General features: G+C 62.5%; 17 protein-coding genes. 9 read left to right on the plus strand and 8 right to left on the minus strand.

Annotated elements, in window-relative coordinates; translation table 11 throughout:
• Position 1: 1 nt before the first annotated feature.
• From pilQ to PSH78_RS24370, 5 genes are read right to left on the minus strand one after another with little or no spacing between them, the layout of a single operon-like run.
• Complete coding sequence (pilQ, locus tag PSH78_RS24350) at positions 2 to 2,074, minus strand: type IV pilus secretin PilQ (RefSeq protein ID WP_305497350.1); 2,073 nt, start codon at positions 2,072 to 2,074, stop codon at positions 2 to 4.
• A complete protein-coding gene (locus PSH78_RS24355) occupies positions 2,071 to 2,616 on the minus strand; it encodes a pilus assembly protein PilP (RefSeq protein ID WP_305497351.1) in 546 nt (181 codons plus the stop codon). The genes pilQ and PSH78_RS24355 overlap by 4 nt, the downstream gene beginning before the upstream one ends.
• Positions 2,613 to 3,236, minus strand: a complete 624-nt coding sequence (gene pilO, locus PSH78_RS24360) for a type 4a pilus biogenesis protein PilO (protein ID WP_305497352.1) — start codon at positions 3,234 to 3,236, stop codon at positions 2,613 to 2,615. The genes PSH78_RS24355 and pilO overlap by 4 nt, the downstream gene beginning before the upstream one ends.
• A complete protein-coding gene (locus PSH78_RS24365; protein ID WP_305497353.1) occupies positions 3,233 to 3,799 on the minus strand; it encodes a PilN domain-containing protein in 567 nt (188 codons plus the stop codon). Before PSH78_RS24365 ends, pilO begins: the two co-directional genes overlap by 4 nt.
• Complete coding sequence (locus PSH78_RS24370) at positions 3,799 to 4,863, minus strand: pilus assembly protein PilM (RefSeq protein ID WP_305497354.1); 1,065 nt, start codon at positions 4,861 to 4,863, stop codon at positions 3,799 to 3,801. Before PSH78_RS24370 ends, PSH78_RS24365 begins: the two co-directional genes overlap by 1 nt.
• 208 nt (positions 4,864 to 5,071) lie before the next feature.
• Here PSH78_RS24370 and PSH78_RS24375 point away from each other — a divergent pair, with 208 nt between their 5' ends.
• Positions 5,072 to 7,516: a penicillin-binding protein 1A gene (locus PSH78_RS24375; RefSeq protein ID WP_305501381.1), complete on the plus strand. Its 2,445-nt coding sequence runs from the start codon at positions 5,072 to 5,074 to the stop codon at positions 7,514 to 7,516.
• Positions 7,517 to 7,765: 249 nt separating this feature from the next.
• Here the strand turns inward: PSH78_RS24375 and PSH78_RS24380 are convergent, their stop codons facing one another.
• From PSH78_RS24380 to rpmE, 3 genes are all read right to left on the minus strand, one after another.
• The gene (locus tag PSH78_RS24380) at positions 7,766 to 9,034 is read right to left on the minus strand and encodes a malic enzyme-like NAD(P)-binding protein (protein WP_305497355.1); all 1,269 of its coding nucleotides are present in this window, start codon (positions 9,032 to 9,034) and stop codon (positions 7,766 to 7,768) included.
• Positions 9,035 to 9,211: 177 nt separating this feature from the next.
• Positions 9,212 to 10,003 carry a thermonuclease family protein gene (locus tag PSH78_RS24385; RefSeq protein WP_305501383.1) on the minus strand — a complete coding sequence of 264 codons (792 nt, stop codon included), beginning with the start codon at positions 10,001 to 10,003 and terminating at the stop codon, positions 9,212 to 9,214.
• 41 nt (positions 10,004 to 10,044) lie between these two features.
• A complete protein-coding gene (gene rpmE / locus PSH78_RS24390; RefSeq protein WP_305497356.1) occupies positions 10,045 to 10,269 on the minus strand; it encodes a 50S ribosomal protein L31 in 225 nt (74 codons plus the stop codon).
• A 292-nt stretch (positions 10,270 to 10,561) separates the two neighbouring features.
• Between rpmE and PSH78_RS24395 the strand changes: the two genes are divergently transcribed.
• From PSH78_RS24395 to phaZ, 8 genes are all read left to right on the plus strand, one after another.
• Positions 10,562 to 12,781: a primosomal protein N' gene (locus PSH78_RS24395; RefSeq protein ID WP_305497357.1), complete on the plus strand. Its 2,220-nt coding sequence runs from the start codon at positions 10,562 to 10,564 to the stop codon at positions 12,779 to 12,781.
• A gap of 210 nt (positions 12,782 to 12,991) precedes the next feature.
• Entirely contained in the window at positions 12,992 to 14,728 is a 1,737-nt protein-coding gene (argS, locus tag PSH78_RS24400) for an arginine--tRNA ligase (RefSeq protein ID WP_305497358.1), read from the plus strand.
• Between the two features lies 1 nt (position 14,729).
• Complete coding sequence (locus PSH78_RS24405; protein ID WP_186639635.1) at positions 14,730 to 15,425, plus strand: SPOR domain-containing protein; 696 nt, start codon at positions 14,730 to 14,732, stop codon at positions 15,423 to 15,425.
• A gap of 275 nt (positions 15,426 to 15,700) precedes the next feature.
• Positions 15,701 to 16,231, plus strand: a complete 531-nt coding sequence (hslV, locus tag PSH78_RS24410; protein WP_003186641.1) for an ATP-dependent protease subunit HslV — start codon at positions 15,701 to 15,703, stop codon at positions 16,229 to 16,231.
• Between the two features lie 43 nt (positions 16,232 to 16,274).
• Positions 16,275 to 17,612 carry an ATP-dependent protease ATPase subunit HslU gene (hslU, locus tag PSH78_RS24415; protein ID WP_305497360.1) on the plus strand — a complete coding sequence of 446 codons (1,338 nt, stop codon included), beginning with the start codon at positions 16,275 to 16,277 and terminating at the stop codon, positions 17,610 to 17,612.
• An 88-nt stretch (positions 17,613 to 17,700) separates the two neighbouring features.
• Positions 17,701 to 18,078 (plus strand): DUF971 domain-containing protein, encoded by a 378-nt coding sequence (locus PSH78_RS24420; protein ID WP_305497361.1) that lies wholly within the window; start codon positions 17,701 to 17,703, stop codon positions 18,076 to 18,078.
• Positions 18,079 to 18,355: 277 nt separating this feature from the next.
• The gene (phaC, locus tag PSH78_RS24425) at positions 18,356 to 20,035 is read left to right on the plus strand and encodes a class II poly(R)-hydroxyalkanoic acid synthase (protein ID WP_305497362.1); all 1,680 of its coding nucleotides are present in this window, start codon (positions 18,356 to 18,358) and stop codon (positions 20,033 to 20,035) included.
• 260 nt (positions 20,036 to 20,295) lie between these two features.
• Positions 20,296 to 21,153: a poly(3-hydroxyalkanoate) depolymerase gene (gene phaZ / locus PSH78_RS24430; RefSeq protein ID WP_039592414.1), complete on the plus strand. Its 858-nt coding sequence runs from the start codon at positions 20,296 to 20,298 to the stop codon at positions 21,151 to 21,153.
• The last annotated feature ends 64 nt before the right edge of the window (positions 21,154 to 21,217 follow it).

A 21,217-nucleotide genomic window follows, 5' to 3' on the forward strand; every position in this document is an offset into this window, starting at 1 on the left:
ATCAACGACTCACAGCAATCGCCTGGTTGTTCATGATACGCGGAGTGAGAAATACCAGCAGCTCGGATTTTTTCTCCGAAACCACATCACGCCGGAAAAGGCGGCCAAGATACGGCACATCGCCAAGAAATGGCACCTTATCTACAACCTTGCTCTGAGTATTTGAGAAAACGCCCCCAATCACAATGGTCTCGCCGTCATTGACCAGCACCTTGGCGTTGACCTCGTTTTTCTTGATCGGCGGTACATCCTGGACCTTGTTCAGGTAGTCCGGCTCATCCTTGGTGACCTTGACCTCCATGATGATGCGGTTGTCCGGGGTTATCTGCGGCGTGACCTCAAGCGACAACGAGGCCTCCTTGAACGACACCGAGGTGGCGCCGCTGGAGCTGGCCTCCTGGTAGGGAATCTCCGTGCCCTTGAGGATTTTTGCCGTCTCCTTGTCGGAGGTCACCACCTTGGGCTGTGAGACGATTTCACCGTTGCCGGTTTTCTCCATGGCCGTCAGCTCAAGGTCGAGCAGGACGTTGTCGGTGATGAACGCGATACCGATCCCCGACGTATTGCCAGAGGCGCCGAGGTCGACGAATGGCTGGTTGGTGCTGGTGCTGCCTGGCGTACCAATGGTGGTGGAATCACCGGTGGTCACCCCGGAAGAGTTCCAGTTGCCCTTGTTCTGTATCGAGCCCCCCCAGCGCACGCCCAGGCTTTTGTCGTAGTCGACGTTGGCCTCGACGATCCGCGCTTCGATCATCACCTGGCGCACCGGGATATCCAGCTGCGCCACGATCCGCCGCAGTTCGTCGAGCCGGTCCTGGGTCTGGTAGGCGATGATGTTGTTGGTCCGCTCATCGACCGTGATCGTGCCGCGCTCATCGGCCTTGGCCTCGGCACTGGTCACCGACTGGAAGAGCTTGGCGATGTCCGCCGCCTTCGCGTAGTTGACCTGCAGCAGTTCGCGGCGCAACGGGGCGAGGTCGGCAATCTGCTTCTGCGATTCCAGCTCCTGGCGTTCGCGGGCGGCGATCTCGTCGGCCGGCGCCACCAGCAGCACGTTACCCACTTTGCGCTTGTCGAGCCCCTTGGTCTTGAGCACAAGGTCCAGCGCCTGATCCCACGGCACGTTCTGCAACCGCAAGGTGATACCGCCCTGCACCGTATCGCTGGCCACCAGGTTGAGATTGGTGAAATCGGCAATCAGCTGCAGTACCGAACGCACCTCGATGTCCTGGAAGTTCAGGGACAATTTTTCGCCGCTATAGGCGGCTCGATCGGTATCGCGTTTTTGCAGGTCCTCGACGGTCATCGGCCGGACACTGACGGTCAGCTTGTTGTCGGTCTGGTAGGTCGAGTAATCAAAGGTTCCGCTGGGTTCGATGCTGATGGTGGCGCGATCGGAGCCGGCGCTGGCATTGATGAACTGCACCGGGGTGGCGAAATCCTTGACGTCCAGGCGCACCCTCAGCGGCTCGGGCAACTGGGTCCTGGCGAAATCGAGGATGATCTTGCCTTCGCGCTCCTGGATGTCCGGGGCGATCGACGGATCGGACAAATCGATCACCACATTGCCTTCGCCCTGGGTCCCGCGCTGGAAATCCACCCCGCGAATGGCTTTGCCCGCCGGGGCGCGAGCCCTGGCAGGCGCAGGGACGGGGGCTGCCGGGCGAGCGGGTTGGGTTGGGCTCCTCGGGGTCGCGCCCTTGCCAACCACCACAAACAGGTTGTTGCCCTCTACGCGCGTGTCATAGGGCGCCAGTTGCGTAAGGCCGATGATCAACCGGGTCCGATCCCCCGCCTCGACCACGGTGGCGCTGCGGGCATTGCCGCTGCCCAGGTCACGGCTCTTGCTGGCCAGTTGGCTGGTCACCCCCTGCAGATCAAGCGCAATCCGGGCCGGTTGCTCGGTGGTATAACCACGGGGCTTGGGCGGCGGCCCGTCGAAGGTCAACTTCAACTCGACCCGGTCCCCCGGTAACGCCGCCACATCCAGCGCTTTCAGGCTGGCGCCATGAACCACCGGCGACAACAACGCTATCCATAGCGAAATACCGAGGGCTGAAAAAAACCTGTTCATTGTTGGGGTTCCACTATTGTGTGCTCTTTCAAGGGAATGGTCCGCGGCCGCTCCAGCCAGGCGCCCTGGCCATCGGGAACGATTTCGACCACTTCAACCTGGGTGGCGCTGATAGCGATGATCCGCCCGTCGTTACGCCCCAGGTAATCTCCGACCTTCAGCCGGTGTACCCCACCCGCGCCACGTAACAGCGCAAAAGAGCCACTGGCATTGGAGATCGTACCGACCATCTCGAATTGCTCGATGTTGAAGCCTTCCAGGTATTGCTTGACTCGGTTCGGGTCGGGGCGGACGTTGCGCGAGCCCTGCTGTCGACCCGCCTGATCGACTGGAACCTGCCGGGAAAAAGGGCTGCGCAGGTTGGCCGCGCTGTAGGTAAAGGTTTCGTGAGGCCTGAACGTCGGCATGGGTTCGATCTTGCCGGGCGGGCGCAGGCGCATCTCGTTCATGTAGGCATCCAGGTCACTGAAACCGTTGTCGTTGTTGCACCCGGCCAGCGCAACCAGCCCGACCAGCAGACCCAGGCGGCAGACCGGCGTCATGGCTGCGCCTCCTGCTCGTTGTACCGGTAGGTCTTGGCCTGGATGTTCATGCGCAGCTTCGTCCCCGCCTCCGGCTCCATCGGCGCGATCTCGAAATCGTGCAAGGTGACGATCCGGGGCAACCCGGCTACGCCACTGACGAAGGTCGCCAGGTCATGGTAGCCGCCGGTCACGGTGATCTGGATCGGCAACTCGATGTAGAACGGCTGGGTGACCTCCGGCAGCAACTTGATCTCCTCGAACTCCAGGCCGCTGCCCAGGCCGGTGCGCGTGATGTCCTCCAGCAGGCCCGGCACTTCGGTGTCACTGGGCAATTGCCGCAACAGCACGCCAAAAGAAGTTTCCATCTGCTTCATCTGCTCGGTGTAGCGCTCCAGGTTCGCCGCCATGTGCGCCTTGCCGGCAAATTGCGCCTTGAGGGTGTTCTCCTCTTCACGGACCTGCTGCAGCTGGGTTTCCAGGTCACTGAGGGCAAAGTTGTAGCCCAGGCCGAGCACCAGGATCACCAGCATGATGCCGGCCAGCCACTTCACCGGCGTCGGCCATGAACCGACGTTGTTGGTGTCCAGGTCACTGAGATCGATCTTGCGCAGCGCGTCGAACCACTCTCCCGGCTTCATTGGGCGTCCTCCGCATCGGCCGGACGGGTCTGGCGAACCGTCAGCTGGAAGACATTGGCCTGGTCGAGCTGGCCCGCCGTGGTGGCCTTGACCTCCGTCAGGCTGGGCGCATCGAACAGCTCCGACGAGTCGAGGTTGCGCATCAGGTCCGAGACCCGGTTGTTTGACGCCGCGGCCCCTTTGATGGAGAGCGTGCCCTCTTCCATTTTCACTTCAGTGAAATACACCCCGTCCGGCAGGGTCCGCGCCAGCTGATCGAAAATGCGCGCACTGACCGGCCGGTTGCCTTGCAAGTCCTGGATGATCCGCATGCGCTCCAACAGTTGCTGGCGCCGGGCCTTCAGCTCGCTGATCTGCTTGATGCGCTCGTCCAGCACGGCGATTTCCCCGGTCAGATGGGCGTTGCGCGCCATTTGGAAGTCGATCTCGTTGCTCAGGTACTGTGCCGCCAGCAGCGTCAGCCCCACCGCGCCGACCAGCGCCCCCACCAATGCCAGCAAGAAGCGCTTGCGCCGCTCTTCGCGCAGTTCTTCGCGCCAGGGAAGCAGGTTGATCCGCGCCATCAGTCGAAACTCCTGAGGGCCAGCCCGCAGGCAATCATCAGGGCTGGCGCATCACTGGCCAGGGCACCGGCATTGACCTTGCTGCTCAAGGCCATGTTCGTAAACGGGTTGGCCACCTGGGTAGGTGTGCCCAGGCGCTGCTCGATCAAACGGTCGAGGCCCGCGACCGAGGCCGTGCCTCCCGCCAGCAGGATGTGGTCCACTGCGCTGTACTGACCTGAAGCGAAGAAAAACTGCAGGGAACGCGACACTTGCTGCACCAGCGCTTCGCGAAACGGTTGCAGCACTTCGCCGAGATAGTCGTCCGGCAGGCCGCCCTGCTTTTTTGCCAGGCCGGCCTGCTCCGGCGTCAGGCCATAACGGCGCTGGATTTCCTCGGTAAGCTGGCGCCCACCGAACAGCTGCTCGCGGGTGTAGATGATGCGCCCGTTGTGCAACACGCTGAGCGTAGTCATCGTGGCTCCGATGTCGATCACCGCCACGGTCAGGCGCTCCTGGGATGCCGCCAGCTGAGTGGCGAGCAGGCCAAACGCGCGCTCCAGCGCGTACGCTTCCACATCGACCACCCGGGCCGTCAGCCCGGCAAGCGCCAGCGCCGCCTCGCGCACCTCGACATTCTCTTTGCGACACGCCGCCAACAGCACCTCGACGCGCTCGGCGCTGCGAGACGATACGCCGACCACCTCGAAATCGATCGCCACTTCGTCCAGTGGATAAGGAATGTACTGGTCGGCCTCGATCTTGAGCTGGTTCTCCATATCGTCATCGGACAGCCCGGCGTCCATCTCGATGGTCTTGGTGATGACCGCCGACCCCGCCACGGCCACCGCCACGTTGCGCAAGGGTGTCCTGGCCTTGGCCAGCACTCGTGAAAGCGCCTGGCCCACCCCTTCCAGCTCGGCAATGTTCTTTTCCACCACGGCATTGGCTGGCAACGGCTCGACAGCGTAGGACTCGACACGCAGACGATCACCCTGACGGCTCAATTCGAGCAGCTTCACCGACGTCGAGCTGATGTCGATCCCCAGAAGCGCATGGGCTTTTTTATTGAAGAGTCGTAGCACTACCAATTCCCTATGACTATCCGTGAGTTACGGACTCTCTAATATGAATTGCGTTCAATCCCCCCGGTCCGACGGACGTCCGGATGGCGTTCCCGACGAAAAAAAATGCTTATAATGCCCAGCGTTTTTTTTCGCTTTGTTGCTGGCATGGGTCCTTCCCTGTACCTGGCGCCTTTTTCATTCTTTGCCTGGATATCCAAAAGCCTTGATTCGTCTGCTGAAATTTTTCGGATGGTCCATCGTCGCGGTTTTCTGCGGACTGCTCCTGGGTCTGAGTGGTGCCTTTCTTTACCTTAGTCCGGGATTGCCGTCCGTGGAGGCGCTGAGAAGTATTCAGTTGCAGATTCCTCTGCGGGTCTACAGCAGCGACAATAAATTGATCGCCGAATTTGGCGAAATGCGCCGCACGCCCATCCGTTTCGCCGACATTCCGCCCAATTTCATCAATGCGTTACTAAGTGCTGAAGACGACAACTTCGCCAATCACTATGGCGTCGATCCGGGCAGCCTGATGCGCGCCGCCAGCCAATTGGTCAAGAGCGGCCACATCCAGTCCGGCGGCAGCACCATCACCATGCAGGTCGCCAAGAACTTCTTCCTGACCAGTGAGCGCAGCTTCTCGCGCAAGACCACCGAGATCCTCCTGGCACTGCAGATCGAGCGGCAACTGACCAAGGATGAAATCCTCGAGCTGTACGTGAACAAGATTTACCTGGGCAACCGCGCCTACGGCATCGAAGCGGCGGCGCAGGTGTATTACGGCAAGTCGATCCGCGATGTGAGCCTGGCGCAGATGGCGATGATCGCCGGCCTGCCCAAGGCACCGTCGCGCTTCAACCCGTTGGCCAACCCGGCACGCAGCAAGGAGCGTCGCGACTGGATCCTGGGACGCATGTACAAGCTCGGCAAGATCAGCGAAGCCGAGTACACCGCCGCGATCAATGAGCCGCTCAACGCCAGTTATCACGTACCGACTCCGGAAGTGAACGCCCCGTACATCGCCGAAATGGCCCGGGCCGAGATGGTCGGGCGCTATGGCAGCGACGCCTACACCGAAGGTTTCCGGGTCACCACCACGGTGCCGAGCAACCTGCAGGAAATGGCCAATACCGCGCTCCACGAAGGCCTGATGACCTACGACCAGCGCCACGGCTACCGTGGGCCGGAATCGCGCCTGCCAGGCAAGACCAAGGAAGCCTGGGCCCTGGAGCTGACCAAGCAGCGCACCATCAGCAGCCTGGAGCCGGCGATCGTCACTCAGGTGGACAAGGACGGCATCAAGGTCCTGACCCGCAATGGCGAGTCCGAAGAGCACGTGGCCTGGGACACCATGAAATGGGCCCGTCCGTTCCTCAATACCAACAGCATGGGCGCCAACCCGCGGCAGCCATCGGACGTCGCTCAGGTCGGCGACCTGATCCGCGTACAGCGCCAGCCGGACAACTCCCTCAAGTTCAGTCAGATCCCCGCCGCCCAAGGCGCACTGGTATCGCTGGACCCGCAGAATGGCGCGATCCGCTCGCTGGTGGGTGGCTTCGCCTTCGAGCAGAGCAATTACAACCGCGCCTTGCAGGCCAAGCGTCAACCGGGCTCGAGCTTCAAGCCGTTTGTCTACAGCGCCGCGCTGGATAACGGCTATACCGCCGCCAGCCTGGTCAACGATGCGCCGATCGTGTTTGTCGACGAGTACCTCGACAAGGTCTGGCGACCGAAGAACGACACCAACACCTTCCTCGGCCCGATTCGCCTGCGCGAGGCGCTGTACAAGTCCCGCAACCTGGTCTCGATCCGCCTGTTGCAAGCGCTGGGCGTGGACCGCACCATCGATTACATCAGCAAGTTCGGCTTCAACAAGCAGGACCTGCCGCGCAACCTGTCCCTGGCCCTGGGCACCGCGACGCTGACGCCGATGGAAATCGCCACCGGCTGGAGCACCTTTGCCAACGGCGGCTACAAGATCACTCCGTACATCATCGACAGGATCGAAAGCCGCAACGGCGAAACGCTGTTTGTCGCCAACCCGCCACGAGTTCCGACAGGCGAGCAGGCCAGCGACGGCGTCGCCGCCCCCGCCGCCGAGACCTTCACGGTCAACGCAACTGGCGGCGAAGCCACCACCGCCCCTGGCGTACCGCAAGCGCCGGCAATCGCCGAACGCATCGTTGACGGCCGTACCACCTACATCCTCAACAGCATGCTGCAGGATGTGATCAAGCTCGGCACCGGCCGGCGCGCCCTGGCGCTGGGTCGCACCGACCTGGCCGGCAAGACCGGTACCACCAACGAATCGAAGGATGCATGGTTCTCGGGCTACAACGGCGATTACGTGACCACCGTCTGGACCGGTTTCGACCAGCCCGAGAGCCTGGGTCGTCGTGAATTCGGCGGCACCGTGGCGCTGCCGATCTGGATGACCTACATGGGCGCCGCCCTCAAGGACCGGCCACCCCACACCCAACCGGAACCGGAAGGCATTCTCAGCCTGCGGGTCGACCCGGTCAGCGGTCGCGCCGCCACTCCAGGCACGCCTGGCGCGTATTTCGAGCTGTTCAAGAGCGAAGACACGCCGCCGTCGGTCAATGAGCTGGGCAACGGCGTAGCGCCGGGCAGCCCGCTGCCGGCGGATGAGGCAGCGCCGATCGATCTGTTCTGACCGGACGCCACCGAAAAGCCCCGCCTTCGAGAGAAGCGCGGGGCTTTTTGATGTATCAGGTATTCTGAAACATTGAATCGACTGCACGTCCGCCTTCGCGAGCAGGCTCGCTCCCACATTGGAATGCAATCCCTGTGGGAGCGAGCCTGCTCGCGAAGAGGCCCTCGAATCCCACACCAAACCAAACTGACAAAAAAAAGCCCCGGCTCACACGAGCCGGGGCTTTTTGTTGAAACGCTACAACGCGGCTTAGCCGTTGAACACGTCATCCACGCTCTTGAGCGGGTAGTTCTTCGGATACGGCAGGGTGGCCACGCCAGTCTCGATCGCGGCCTTGGCCACGGCGTCGGAGATCAGGGTGATCAGGCGGACGTCCATTGGCTTGGGAATGATGTACTCACGACCGAATTCCAACTTGATACCGCCGTAGGCGTCACACACTTCCTGAGGCACCGGCAGCTTGGCCAGTTCGCGCAGGGCGTTGGCGGCGGCGACTTTCATTTCTTCGTTGATGCGCTTGGCGCGAACGTCCAGGGCACCACGGAAGATGAACGGGAAGCCCAGTACGTTGTTGACCTGGTTCGGATAGTCCGAACGGCCGGTAGCCATGATCACGTCGCTGCGGGTGGCGTGAGCCAGTTCCGGGGAGATTTCCGGGTCCGGGTTCGAGCAGGCGAACACGATCGGGTTCGGCGCCATGCGCAACAGGTTTTCCGGGCTCAGCAGGTTCGGACCCGACAGGCCGACGAAGACATCGGCGCCGTCCAGTGCGTCCGCCAGGGAGCGCTTGTCGGTCGCGTGGGCGAACACGGCCTTGTACTGGTTCAGATCATCACGGCCGGAGTGGATCACGCCGGTACGGTCGACCATGAAAATGTTTTCGATCCTGGCGCCCATGCTCACCAGCAACTTCATGCAGGAGATGGCCGCGGCGCCCGCGCCCAGGCAGACGATCTTGGCTTCCGGCAAAGTCTTGCCGGCGATTTCCAAGGCGTTGATCATGCCGGCTGCGGTCACGATCGCGGTGCCGTGCTGGTCATCGTGGAAAACCGGAATGTCGCACTGTTCGATCAGGGCGCGCTCGATCTCGAAGCACTCAGGTGCCTTGATGTCTTCCAGGTTGATGCCGCCGAAGGTGATGGAGATGCGTTTGACGGTGTCGATGAAGGCTTGCGGGCTTTCGGAATCGACTTCGATGTCGAACACGTCGATACCGGCGAAGCGCTTGAACAGCACGCCCTTGCCTTCCATGACCGGCTTGGAGGCCAGTGGGCCGAGGTTACCCAGGCCGAGAATCGCGGTGCCATCGGAAATGACTGCAACCAGGTTGCCCTTGCCGGTGTATTTGTAGGCCAGCTCAGGGTCGCGAGCGATTTCGCGTACTGGCTCGGCTACGCCGGGGCTGTAGGCCAGCGACAGGTCGCGGGCAGTGGCGGTGGCCTTGGTGAGCTCGACACTCAGCTTTCCTGGACGAGGATTAGCGTGATATTCGAGAGCGGCAGTTTTCAGATCAGACATGTGGGCATTCCGCTTTTTACTGTGTTGGACAGACGGACCGCCGAGGATACGCGCCTCGCAAAGTCCCTACAAGACTGACCAGTCACTCCTGTCAAGCGCCCTGCCCTACGACTTTGGGCCAAGAGCCAGTAAACACAAGGGCTTCATGGATACAATAACAACAAGAAATGTCTACAATTATTTCTGCCTGAGCACTGCCTCCAACATTGCCGGATCAGTCAGAGGCAACATCCACCGCGCCTGCCCGGGCTTGGCCGCACCGCGCCGAGAGCGATCGACAACCCAACCACGGGCCTCGATGGTCCGGCCTTCCAGGCCCTTGAGCATCGAAGCGTCAAAGCTTCGCTGCAAATTGGCCGCAATATGCAGGACAACCGAGCCTTGCAGCTCGATCCAGATCCCGCCGCGATTGCGTTGCACACTGTCTACGCGGCCACTGACCAGCGCAAAACCGGGCGCCTTGATCTGCTCCGCGCGCACCACGGGTGACTTCTTCCATATCCCCAGGCCGGCTTGCCGCGCCTTGCGCTCCGCCGCCTGCTGGCATTCGACCAGGTCGACATTCGGCGCAACCGCGACCAGGTAACCCAGCCCCTCGGCAATCAATTGCTCTTCCAGGTTCCGACCCTGCTGGTCATAGACATGAGCCAGCGTACGCCCGTAGTCGTCCCGGTCGTCCTTGCCGGGCAACACCCTGACCCGACCGGCGCTGCTAGCCACCAGCGCCTCGAGCCGCTGGCGCGCCGCCACGGCAAACGGCTCGTCGGCACGCCCGCGCTTTCCCAGTTCAGGACTGTTGAGGCCGATCATGCGGATGCGACGACCATCGCTGAGGTACAAGGTGTCGCCATCCACCACCCGTTGCACGGCCACTTCGGGCAGTCCACCCGGAGACGGACACGCCGCCTGGGCACCACAGAGCCAAATCGCAGACACAAAAAAGGCGCCCGCTAGGGACGCCTTTTTCATCAGCCTGGAATAGCCGGAACGACTTTCCAAGACGATCAGCCTCAGGCTTTTGGAGTAACTTTGCCGAAAGCACCGAAACGATCGGCGAACTTCTGAACGCGGCCGCCGGTATCCAGAGTCTTTTGCTTACCGGTGTAGAACGGGTGGCATTCGTTGCAAACGTCGATCGCCAGGGCTTTGCCGTAGGTCGAACGCGTTTCGAACTTGTTGCCGCAGCTGCAGGTTACGGCCACAACTGGATAGTCTGGATGGATATCGGTTTTCATGGTGTTTTCCTCAGGCTAGCGTGCCGCCACCCAACACTATTGTTGAATACCGCACGTAATTAGGCCGCGGATTCTACCAGACAACATTAATCACGCAAGCTACAACTTGTACCAACCGTCTGCTAGGCTCGCGCCCTCATGCGCAAGCTCCTCTGTGGGAGCGAGCCTGCTCGCGAAGGCGGTGGACCCGTCGCATGAGTATTGCTTGACACTCCGCTTTCGCGAGCAGGCTCGCTCCCACGAGGATCGCGCCAGGTTTTCTGAATTTCCTTGTCTATCGAGACCCTCCCGCGTGCCCGACGCCATCCTGCGCCTCGCCCTGCCATCGCCCCTGCGCCGTCTGTTCGACTACCGTGCCCCGGCCGGAGTAACACGCGCCCAGTTGCAGCCGGGCATGCGCCTGCGGGTGCCGTTCGGTCGGAGAGAAATGATCGGGATCCTGGTGGAAGTCACCGATCACAGCGAAGTGCCGGTCGACAAGCTCAAACCCGCCCTGGCGCTGCTCGACGCCACGCCACCGCTACCCGCGGCGCTGTTCAAGCTGTGCTTGTGGACCGCCCAGTATTATCAGCACAGCCTGGGCGACACCCTGAGCTGGGCGCTACCGGTGCTGTTGCGCCAGGGCGAACCGGCCGAGGCACGCCAGGAGCGATTCTGGTCGGTGACGCCGGGCGCTTCGCTGGATGACCCGCGCATCGCCCGCGCACCGCGCCAACGCGAGGCCCTGGCGACCCTGGCCCAGCATCCCCATGGGGTAGCGCACCAGTTGTTGAGCAAATTGATGCTCAGCAAGGATAGCCTTGACCTGCTGCTGGCCAAGAATCTCGTCCAGGTAGAAGTCCGCCGGCACGCCCCCGACGCGCGCCACGAACACTGGCTGGCCCAGCCGGAACTGCCGCTCAATGCCGAACAGCGGACCGCTTGCGAGGCGATTCGCGCGGGTTTCGACAGCTATCACGCCTTTCTGCTGGCGGGCGTCACCGGCAGCGGCAAGACCGAGGTCTACCTGCAACTGATCCGCCAGACCCTTGAAGCCGGCAAGCAGGCCCTGGTGCTGATTCCGGAAATCAACCTGGGCCCACAGACCCTGGCGCGCTTCGAACAGCGCTTCAACGCGCGCATCGCCCTGGTGCATTCGGCGGTCAACGACCGCGAGCGCCTGGAAGCCTGGCTCGCCGCGCGCGACGGCGAGGCCGACATCATCATCGGCACCCGCTCGGCGCTGTTCACGCCGATGAAAAATCCCGGTCTGATCATCATCGATGAAGAACACGACGGCTCCTATAAACAGCAGGAAGGCCTGCGCTACCACGCCCGCGACCTGGCGCTGGTGCGGGCGCGCCAGGAAAACATCCCGATCGTGCTCGGCTCGGCCACGCCCTCCCTGGAAAGCCTGCACAACGCCTACACCGGTCGCTACGGCCTGCTGCGCCTCAACGAGCGGGCCGGCGGCGCCAAGCAGCCGCGCTTCCTGCGCCTGGATGTGAAAAGCCGCCCGCTGGACAGCGGCATTTCCGGACCGATGCAGCAAGCCATCGGCCAGACCCTGGCCGCTGGGCAGCAGGTGCTGGTGTTTCTCAACCGCCGGGGGTTCGCCCCGACCCTGTTGTGCCATGACTGCGGCTGGATGTCCGGCTGCGAGCGCTGCGACGCGCGGATGACCGTGCATCAGCGCTACGGCGAACTGCGCTGCCACCATTGCGGGCACTCCGAGCGGGTGCCGAGGCACTGCCCGCAGTGCGGGAAAGTGGACCTGCGCCCGGTAGGCGCCGGCACCGAGCGCGCCGAAGAACGTCTGGGCATCCTGTTTCCCGATTACCCGGTACTGCGGGTGGATCGCGACAGCACCTCGCGCAAGGATGCGATGAATCAGCTGTTCGCCACGATCCAGAAAGGCCAGCCGTGCATCCTGGTGGGCACGCAGATGCTCGCCAAGGGGCACCATTTCCCGCGGGTAACACTGGTGTCGATCCTGGATGCCGACGGCGGGCTGTTTTCCGGTGACTTCCGCGCGAGCGAGCGCATGGCGCAGTTGATCGTCCAGGTCGCGGGTCGCGCCGGGCGGGCCGAGGAACCGGGCAAAGTGATTATCCAGACCCACCTGGCCGACCATCCGCTGCTGATCCAGCTGACCGAGCAGGGCTACTTCGCCTTCGCCGAGCAGGCCTTGAGCGAACGTCGCGCCGCCGGGCTGCCGCCGTTCGCCCATCTGGCGTTGCTGCGGGCCGAGGCCCACAAGCCAGGACAGGCCGAAGGCTTCCTGGACGAAGCGTGCAGCGAGGCCGAGCGCCTGCTGGCGGAACAGAGCCTCAGCGGGATCGAACTATTGGGCCCGGTGCCGGCTCCGATGGAACGGCGGGCGGGACGTTATCGCGCACAGCTTTTATTACAGGCCAATGCCCGCGCACCGCTGCATCGGTTGCTGAGCGCCTGGTTGCTGATACTGGAACAATTGCCCAGCGGGCGGGCGGTGCGCTGGTCGCTGGATGTGGATCCGGTGGATTTGTATTGACCGAGGCGCCGCCTTCGCGAGCGGGCTCGCTCCCACTGGGAACCGCGTTCCAGTGTGGGAGCGAGCCCGCTCGCGAAGAGGCCCGAAAGGTCACCACACATACCCGCCCGACCCGCTACAGTTGGCAAGCTCGCCCGCGCCACGGATAATGCCCAGTTTTTCCACCAGCGCATCGAAGCGCCGCCGCGCCTGCGGTTGAAAGAGAAGACCATGAAAGACACCATTCGCCAGCTTATCCAGCAAGCCATCACCCAACTCGTCACTGAAGGTGTGCTGCCAGAAGGCCTGTCGCCGGCGATTCAGGTCGAGAACACCCGCGACAAGACCCACGGTGACTTTGCCAGCAACATCGCGATGATGCTCGCCAAACCGGCCGGCATGAAACCCCGCGACCTGGCGGAAAAGATCATCGCCGCATTGCCGGCCGACGAAAACGTCACCAAGGCCGAAATCGCCGGCCCCGGGTTCATCAACTTCTTCCAGAACACCCAGGCGCTGGCCTCGCGGCTGGACGCGGCCCTGGCCGACGAGCGCCTCGGCGTACGCAAGGCCGGCCCGTTGCAGCGCACCGTGGTTGACCTGTCGGCCCCCAACCTCGCCAAGGAAATGCACGTCGGCCACCTGCGCTCGACCATTATTGGCGATGGCGTGGCGCGCGTCCTGGAGTTTCTCGGTGACACGGTGATCCGCCAGAACCACGTCGGCGACTGGGGCACCCAGTTCGGCATGCTGATGGCCTACCTGCAGGAAAACCCGATCACCAGCGACGAGCTGTCGGACCTGGAAAACTTCTACCGCGCCGCGAAGCAACGCTTCGACGAGTCGCCCGAATTCGCCGACCGCGCCCGTGGCCTGGTGGTCAAGCTGCAGGCCGGCGATGCCGAGTGCCTGGCGCTGTGGACAAAGTTCAAGGACATCTCGCTGTCCCACTGCCAGAAGATCTACGAGCTGCTGAACGTCAAGCTGAGCATGGCCGACGTGATGGGCGAAAGCGCCTACAACGACGACCTGATCAACGTGGTCAACGACCTCCGGGCCAAGGGCATGCTGGTGGAAAGCAACGGCGCCCAGTGCGTGTTCCTCGACCAGTTCAAGACCGCCGATGGCGAGCCGCTGCCGGTGATCATCGTCAAGGCTGACGGTGGCTACCTCTACGCCACCACCGACCTGGCGGCCGTGCGTTATCGCAACGGCGTGCTGAAGGCCGACCGGGTCCTGTATTTCGTCGACCAGCGCCAGGCCCTGCACTTCCAGCAGGTGTTCGAAGTAGCCCGCCTGGCCGGTTTCGTGACCCACCCGATGGAAATGGAACACATGGGGTTCGGCACCATGAACGGCGCCGATGGCCGCCCGTTCAAGACCCGCGATGGCGGCACGGTGAAGCTGATCGACCTGCTCACCGAAGCCCAGGACCGTGCGTACACCCTGGTCAAGGGCAAGAACCCGGAGCTGGCCGAAGACGAACTGCGCAAGATCGCCAAGGTGGTCGGCATCGACGCGGTGAAATACGCCGACCTGTCGAAGCACCGCACCAGCGACTACAGCTTCAACTTCGACCTGATGCTCAACTTCGAAGGCAACACCGCACCGTACCTGCTGTACGCCTACACCCGCGTGGCGGGCGTGTTCCGCAAACTCGGCAAGGGCTTCGACGAAATCGAGGGCCAGATCGTCCTCGAAGCCGCCCACGAGCAGGAGCTGGCGGCCAGGCTGGCGCAGTTCGGTGAAGTCCTCAACAACGTCGCCGACAAGGGCACGCCGCACACCTTGTGCGCCTACCTGTACGACGTCGCCGGGCTGTTTTCCAGCTTCTACGAGAACTGCCCGATCCTCAACGCCGAGACCCCGGCACAAATGCAGAGCCGCCTGCGCCTCGCCGCGCTGACCGGGCGCACGCTCAAGCAAGGCCTGGAGCTGCTGGGCCTGGAAACGCTGGAGCGCATGTAACTTGGCCGCCAAGAAAAAACCTGCACCCAAACGCGGCGCCAGTCGTTACCAGCCCCCGGCCAAACAGCCGATTCCGGGCTGGTTGTGGATGGCGATCGGCCTGACTGTCGGCGCCTTCATCGTCTTCCTGATGAAGCTCGAACCGGGCCAGGGCGATGACGTCAAGCGTGTTCGGCAAGAGCAGCAGAAAGCCACGCGGATCGCCGAGGCCAACAAGACCCCGCCGAGCCCGACACAACCGGTGAAGCCGAAATACGACTTCTACACCTTGCTGCCGGAATCGGAGGTCATCGTGCCGCCCGACGCGGTGCCGGAGAAGACCCTGCCGACGCCGCAGGTGCCGACCACGCCAGTGACCCCGGCCGAAGCGGCGAAGATCGACACCGCCCGCGCCCAAGCCGCCCTGGCCGGCATTACGCCGCCACCGGCCCCGCCGGTGCAGAAGGCCGCGCCGGTGACCAAATTCTTCCTGCAGGCCGGCTCGTTCCGCAAGGAAGCCGACGCCGACAAGGTCCGGGCGCAGATCATTCTGCTGGGCCAGTCGGTGTCGGTGGAGTCCGGAACCGTGAAGGACGAAACCTGGTATCGGGTATTAGTGGGACCGTTCAGCAATCGCGAGGAGCTGACCAAGGCCCAGAAACAACTGGCTGGCAGCGGTTTCAGCAACCTGTTGTTACAACAACGTCAAAGCCGCTAGGCACACTGACACAAACCCCGTGGCGAGGGGATTTATCCCCGCTGGGCTGCGAAGCGGCCCCAAAAGCTTGAGGGAGTCAACTCAGACGCACCGAAGCGGCAGGCTTTTAGGGCCGCTTCGCGCCCCAGCGGGGATAAATCCCCTCGCCACAGGATCGTGGAACATTCACAACACACCACTCATCCCCTCCCCCGCCCCGCAGTTGAAAAAAACCACGCCACCCCCATATCTGTTCCATCCGGGCATTTTCGCCCCGCTGCGTGGAGACTCTTCCCTTGACCACCATCGTTTCAGTCCGCCGTCACGGCAAAGTCGTCATGGGCGGCGACGGCCAGGTTTCATTGGGCAACACCGTGATGAAAGGCAACGCGAAGAAAGTCCGCCGCCTGTATCACGGCCAGGTCATCGCCGGTTTCGCCGGGGCCACCGCCGACGCCTTCACCCTGTTCGAGCGTTTCGAAGGGCAACTTGAAAAACACCAGGGTCACCTGGTCCGCGCGGCCGTCGAGCTGGCCAAGGAATGGCGCACCGACCGTTCCCTGAGCCGCCTCGAAGCCATGCTTGCGGTGGCCAACAAGGATGCTTCCTTGATCATTACCGGCAACGGCGACGTGGTTGAACCGGAAGACGGCCTGATCGCCATGGGTTCCGGTGGCGCCTACGCCCAGGCCGCCGCCAGCGCCCTGCTGAAAAAGACCGACCTGTCGGCCCGCGAGATCGTCGAGACTGCCCTGGGCATCGCCGGCGACATCTGCGTTTTCACCAACCACACCCAGACCATTGAGGAGCAGGACCTCGCGGAATAAGCCCTTTCAGGCCCAGACTCCCGCTTGAGGACCGCCAATTATTATGTCCATGACTCCCCGCGAAATCGTCCACGAACTCAATCGTCACATCATCGGCCAGGACGATGCCAAGCGCGCCGTCGCCATCGCCCTGCGTAACCGCTGGCGCCGGATGCAACTGCCGGAAGAACTGCGCGTCGAAGTGACCCCCAAGAACATCCTGATGATCGGCCCGACCGGTGTCGGCAAGACCGAGATCGCCCGCCGCCTGGCCAAGCTCGCCAACGCGCCATTCATCAAGGTCGAAGCCACCAAGTTCACCGAAGTCGGCTACGTGGGCCGCGACGTCGAGTCGATCATTCGTGACCTGGCCGATGCCGCGATCAAGCTGCTGCGCGAACAGGAAATCACCAAGGTTCGCCATCGCGCCGAAGACGCCGCGGAGGAGCGCATCCTCGATGCCCTGCTGCCACCGGCGCGCATGGGCTTCAACGCCGACGCCGCCACGACCCAGGATTCCAACACCCGCCAGCTGTTCCGCAAACGCCTGCGCGAAGGCCAGCTGGACGACAAGGAGATCGAGATCGAGGTGGCCGAAATGGCCGGTGTCGACATTTCCGCGCCGCCAGGCATGGAAGAAATGACCAACCAGTTGCAGAGCCTGTTCGCCAACATGGGCAAGGGCAAGAAGAAAAGCCGCAAGCTCAAGGTCAAGGAAGCGCTGAAGCTGGTGCGCGATGAAGAAGCCAGTCGCCTGGTCAACGAAGAGGAACTGAAGGCCAAGGCCCTGGAAGCGGTCGAGCAGCACGGCATCGTGTTCATCGACGAAATCGACAAGGTCGCCAAGCGCGGCAATGTCGGCGGCGCCGATGTTTCTCGTGAAGGCGTGCAACGCGACCTGCTGCCGTTGATCGAAGGCTGCACGGTGAATACCAAGCTGGGCATGGTCAAGACCGACCACATCCTGTTCATCGCCTCCGGTGCGTTCCACTTGAGCAAGCCGAGCGACCTGGTGCCTGAGCTGCAAGGCCGCTTGCCGATCCGGGTCGAACTCAAGGCGCTGTCGCCGGAAGATTTCGAGCGCATCCTGAGCGAGCCCCATGCGTCGCTGACCGAGCAATATTGCGCGCTGCTCAAGACCGAAGGCCTGAACATCGAATTCGCGCCGGAAGGCATCAAGCGCCTGGCGCAGATCGCCTGGCAGGTCAACGAGAAGACCGAGAACATCGGTGCCCGGCGCCTGCACACGCTGCTTGAACGCCTGCTCGAGGAAGTCTCGTTCAGCGCCGGCGACCTGGCCAGCGCCCACAACGAAGCGCCGATCATCATCGACGCCGAGTACGTCAACAGCCACCTGGGCGAGCTGGCGCAGAACGAAGACCTGTCGCGGTATATCCTTTAAAGTTGCAAGCTTCTAGCTGCAAGCTGCAAGCGGGTCACCTCCAGCTTGTAGCTTGTAGCTTGTAGCTCGTAGCTTGTAAGCTGCCTTTATGACCAAACTCCCCACCGCCATCAACCTGCACAAAGCCTCCAGGACCCTGACGCTCAAGTACGCGCCGGACGAGGAGTATCACCTGCCCGCGGAATTCCTGCGGGTGCACTCGCCTTCCGCCGAGGTCCAGGGCCACGGCAAACCCATCCTGCAATACGGCAAGCTCGGCGTCGGCCTGACCAAGGTCGAACCGGCCGGCCAATACGCACTGAAACTGACCTTCGACGACGGCCACGACAGCGGATTGTTCACCTGGGACTACCTGTACCAGTTGGCGGTGCGCCAGGAAGACCTGTGGAACGATTATCTCGCCGAACTCAAGGCGGCCGGAAAAACCCGCGACCCGAATGCGTCCGTCGTCAAGCTGATGCTCTAGCTCAAGGGCTGGCGCATTAGGGCGAATTTTCTAGACTCATCTGCTTGAATGCCTGCGCGGCAACGTCAATGACTGGCCTGCTTGCGAAAAAAATTAAACTCGGGTAACCAATGGAGCTGGCAAGTTCCCTGCAAAGGAACCGGCGAGTTCCTGGCACACGTTTCCTCATTGCCCTCGATGCGGAATTAATGGTCACCCCGAGCAGCGTACCTGGTATTGGCCTTGCGGCTTCTGGCACGGTCCCGGTACTCGTCTGAAGGACAATGGAGCGTCGTAGATGAGCAACAAGAACAACGATGAGTTGAAGTACCAAGCTTCGGAAAATACCCTGGGCTTGAATCCCGTTGTCGGCTTGCGCAGGAAAGACCTGCTGGCCTCTGCCCGGATGGTGCTGACCCAGACCATCAAACAACCGCTGCACAGCGTCAAGCACGTCGCCCATTTCGGCGCGGAACTGAGGAAAGTCCTGTTCGGCAAATCCGAGTTGCAACCCGCCAGTGATGACCGTCGTTTCAACGACCCGGCGTGGAGCCAGAACCCGCTCTACAGACGTTATCTGCAAACCTATCTGGCGTGGCGCAAGGAGCTGCACGCCTGGATCGACGACAGCAGCCTCTCGCCCCAGGACATCAGCCGCGGGCACTTCGTGATCAACCTGATGACCGAAGCCATGGCCCCGACCAATTCGGCGGCCAACCCGGCGGCGGTCAAGCGTTTCTTCGAAACCGGCGGCAAGAGCCTGCTCGATGGCCTGTCCCACCTGGCCAAGGACCTGGTGCACAACGGCGGGATGCCGAGCCAGGTGGACATGGGTGCATTCGAAGTCGGCAAGAGCCTGGGCGTGACCGAAGGTTCGGTAGTCTTTCGCAATGACGTGCTGGAGCTGATCCAGTACCGCCCCATCACCGAGCAGGTCCATGAGCGACCGTTGCTGGTGGTGCCGCCGCAAATCAACAAGTTCTATGTCTTCGACCTCAGCCCGGACAAGAGCCTGGCGCGCTTCTGCCTGCGCAGCAACGTGCAGACTTTTATCATCAGCTGGCGCAACCCCACCAAGGCGCAGCGCGAATGGGGCCTGTCGACCTACATCGAAGCGCTCAAGGAAGCGGTGGACGTGGTCACGGCCATCACCGGCAGCAAGGACGTGAACATGCTGGGCGCCTGCTCGGGCGGCATCACCTGCACCGCGCTGCTCGGCCATTACGCCGCGCTGGGGGAGAAAAAGGTCAACGCCCTGACCCTGCTGGTGAGCGTGTTGGACACCACCCTGGACACCGACGTGGCGCTGTTCGTCGACGAGCAGACCCTGGAAACGGCCAAGCGCCATTCCTACCAGGCCGGCGTGCTGGAAGGCCGCGACATGGCCAAGGTCTTCGCCTGGATGCGGCCCAATGATCTGATCTGGAACTACTGGGTGAACAATTACCTGCTGGGCAACGAGCCGCCGGTGTTCGACATCCTGTTCTGGAACAACGACACCACGCGACTCCCGGCGGCGTTCCATGGCGACCTCATCGAGATGTTCAAGAACAACCCGCTGATCCGCCCCAACGCACTGGAAGTGTGCGGCACGCCGATCGACCTCAAGCAGGTCAGCGCCGATATCTTTTCCCTGGCCGGCACCAACGACCACATCACCCCGTGGAAGTCCTGCTACAAATCGGCGCAGCTGTTCGGCGGCAAGGTTGAATTCGTGCTGTCGAGCAGCGGTCACATCCAGAGCATTCTCAACCCGCCGGGCAATCCCAAGTCACGCTACATGACCAGTGAAGACATGCCGGCCAAGGCCGAGGACTGGATGGAGAATTCCACCAAGCACACCGACTCCTGGTGGCTGCACTGGCAAGCCTGGCAGGCCGAGCGCTCGGGCAAGCTGAAGAAGGCCCCCACCGTGCTGGGCAACAAGACGTATGTGGCCGGGGAAGCGGCGCCGGGCACTTATGTGCATGAGCGGTAAAGAATGCTGTTCGTCCGCTGCAGGACTGGGTTTGCTCACGAATGCCCCCCGGCAGCCGACACTGAATGCAAGGCCCACAGCGTTGGTGAACACAGACTTAGGTTCACAGCAGATCCAATGTGGGAGCGAGCTTGCTCGCGATGGCGGCGGCACAGTCAAAGTTTGTCTGTGCTGACAGACCGCAATCGCGAGCAAGCTCGCTCCCACAAGGGATCGGGGGAAAAATGAAAGACCGCGACCCAACCCACAGGGCTTGAAGCATGCCGCAACCGTACATTTTCCGTACCGTCGACCTGGATGGCCAGACCTTGCGCACCGCGGTACGTCCCGGCAAGCCTCACTTGACGCCGCTGCTGATTTTCAACGGCATCGGCGCCAACCTGGAGCTGGTCTTCCCGTTCATCGAGGCCCTGGACCCGGACCTGGAAGTGATCGCCTTCGATGTGCCCGGGGTCGGCGGTTCGTCGACGCCGAGCCGGCCGTATCGTTTTCCGGGCCTGGCCAAGCTTACCGCGCGGATGCTCGATTACCTCGACTATGGGCAGGTCAACGTGATCGGTGTGTCCTGGGGCGGTGCCCTGGCCCAGCAGTTCGCCCATGATTATCCGGAGCGCTGCAAGAAGCTGGTGCTCGCCGCCACGGCCGCTGGCGCGGTGATGGTGCCGGGCAAGCCGAAGGTGCTGTGGATGATGGCCAGTCCCCGACGCTACGTGCAGCCGTCCCATGTGATGCGCATCGCGCCGCTGATCTACGGCGGCTCGTTCCGCCGCGACCCAAGCCTGGCGGCTCGTCACGCGGCCAAGGTGCGTTCGGCGGGCAAGCTCGGTTATTACTGGCAACTGTTCGCGGGCCTCGGCTGGACCAGCATCCATTGGCTGCACAAGATCCACCAGCCGACCTTGATCCTGGCCGGGGATGACGACCCGCTGATCCCCCTGATCAACATGCGCATGCTGGCCTGGCGCATCCCCAATTCGCAGTTGCACATCATTGATGACGGCCATCTGTTCCTGATCACCCGGGCCGAGGCCGTGGCGCCGATCATCATGAAGTTCCTCGAGGAAGAACGGCAGCGCGCGGTGATGCACCCGCATCCCGCGCCGCTGGGTGGCGGCTGACACCGCCCAAGTGCGCCTGGCAGGACGCCGGATCGCGCAACTACCCGAAACAGCGACTATGTTG

The organism is Pseudomonas sp. FP198, assembly GCF_030687895.1.
Classification (GTDB): domain Bacteria; phylum Pseudomonadota; class Gammaproteobacteria; order Pseudomonadales; family Pseudomonadaceae; genus Aquipseudomonas.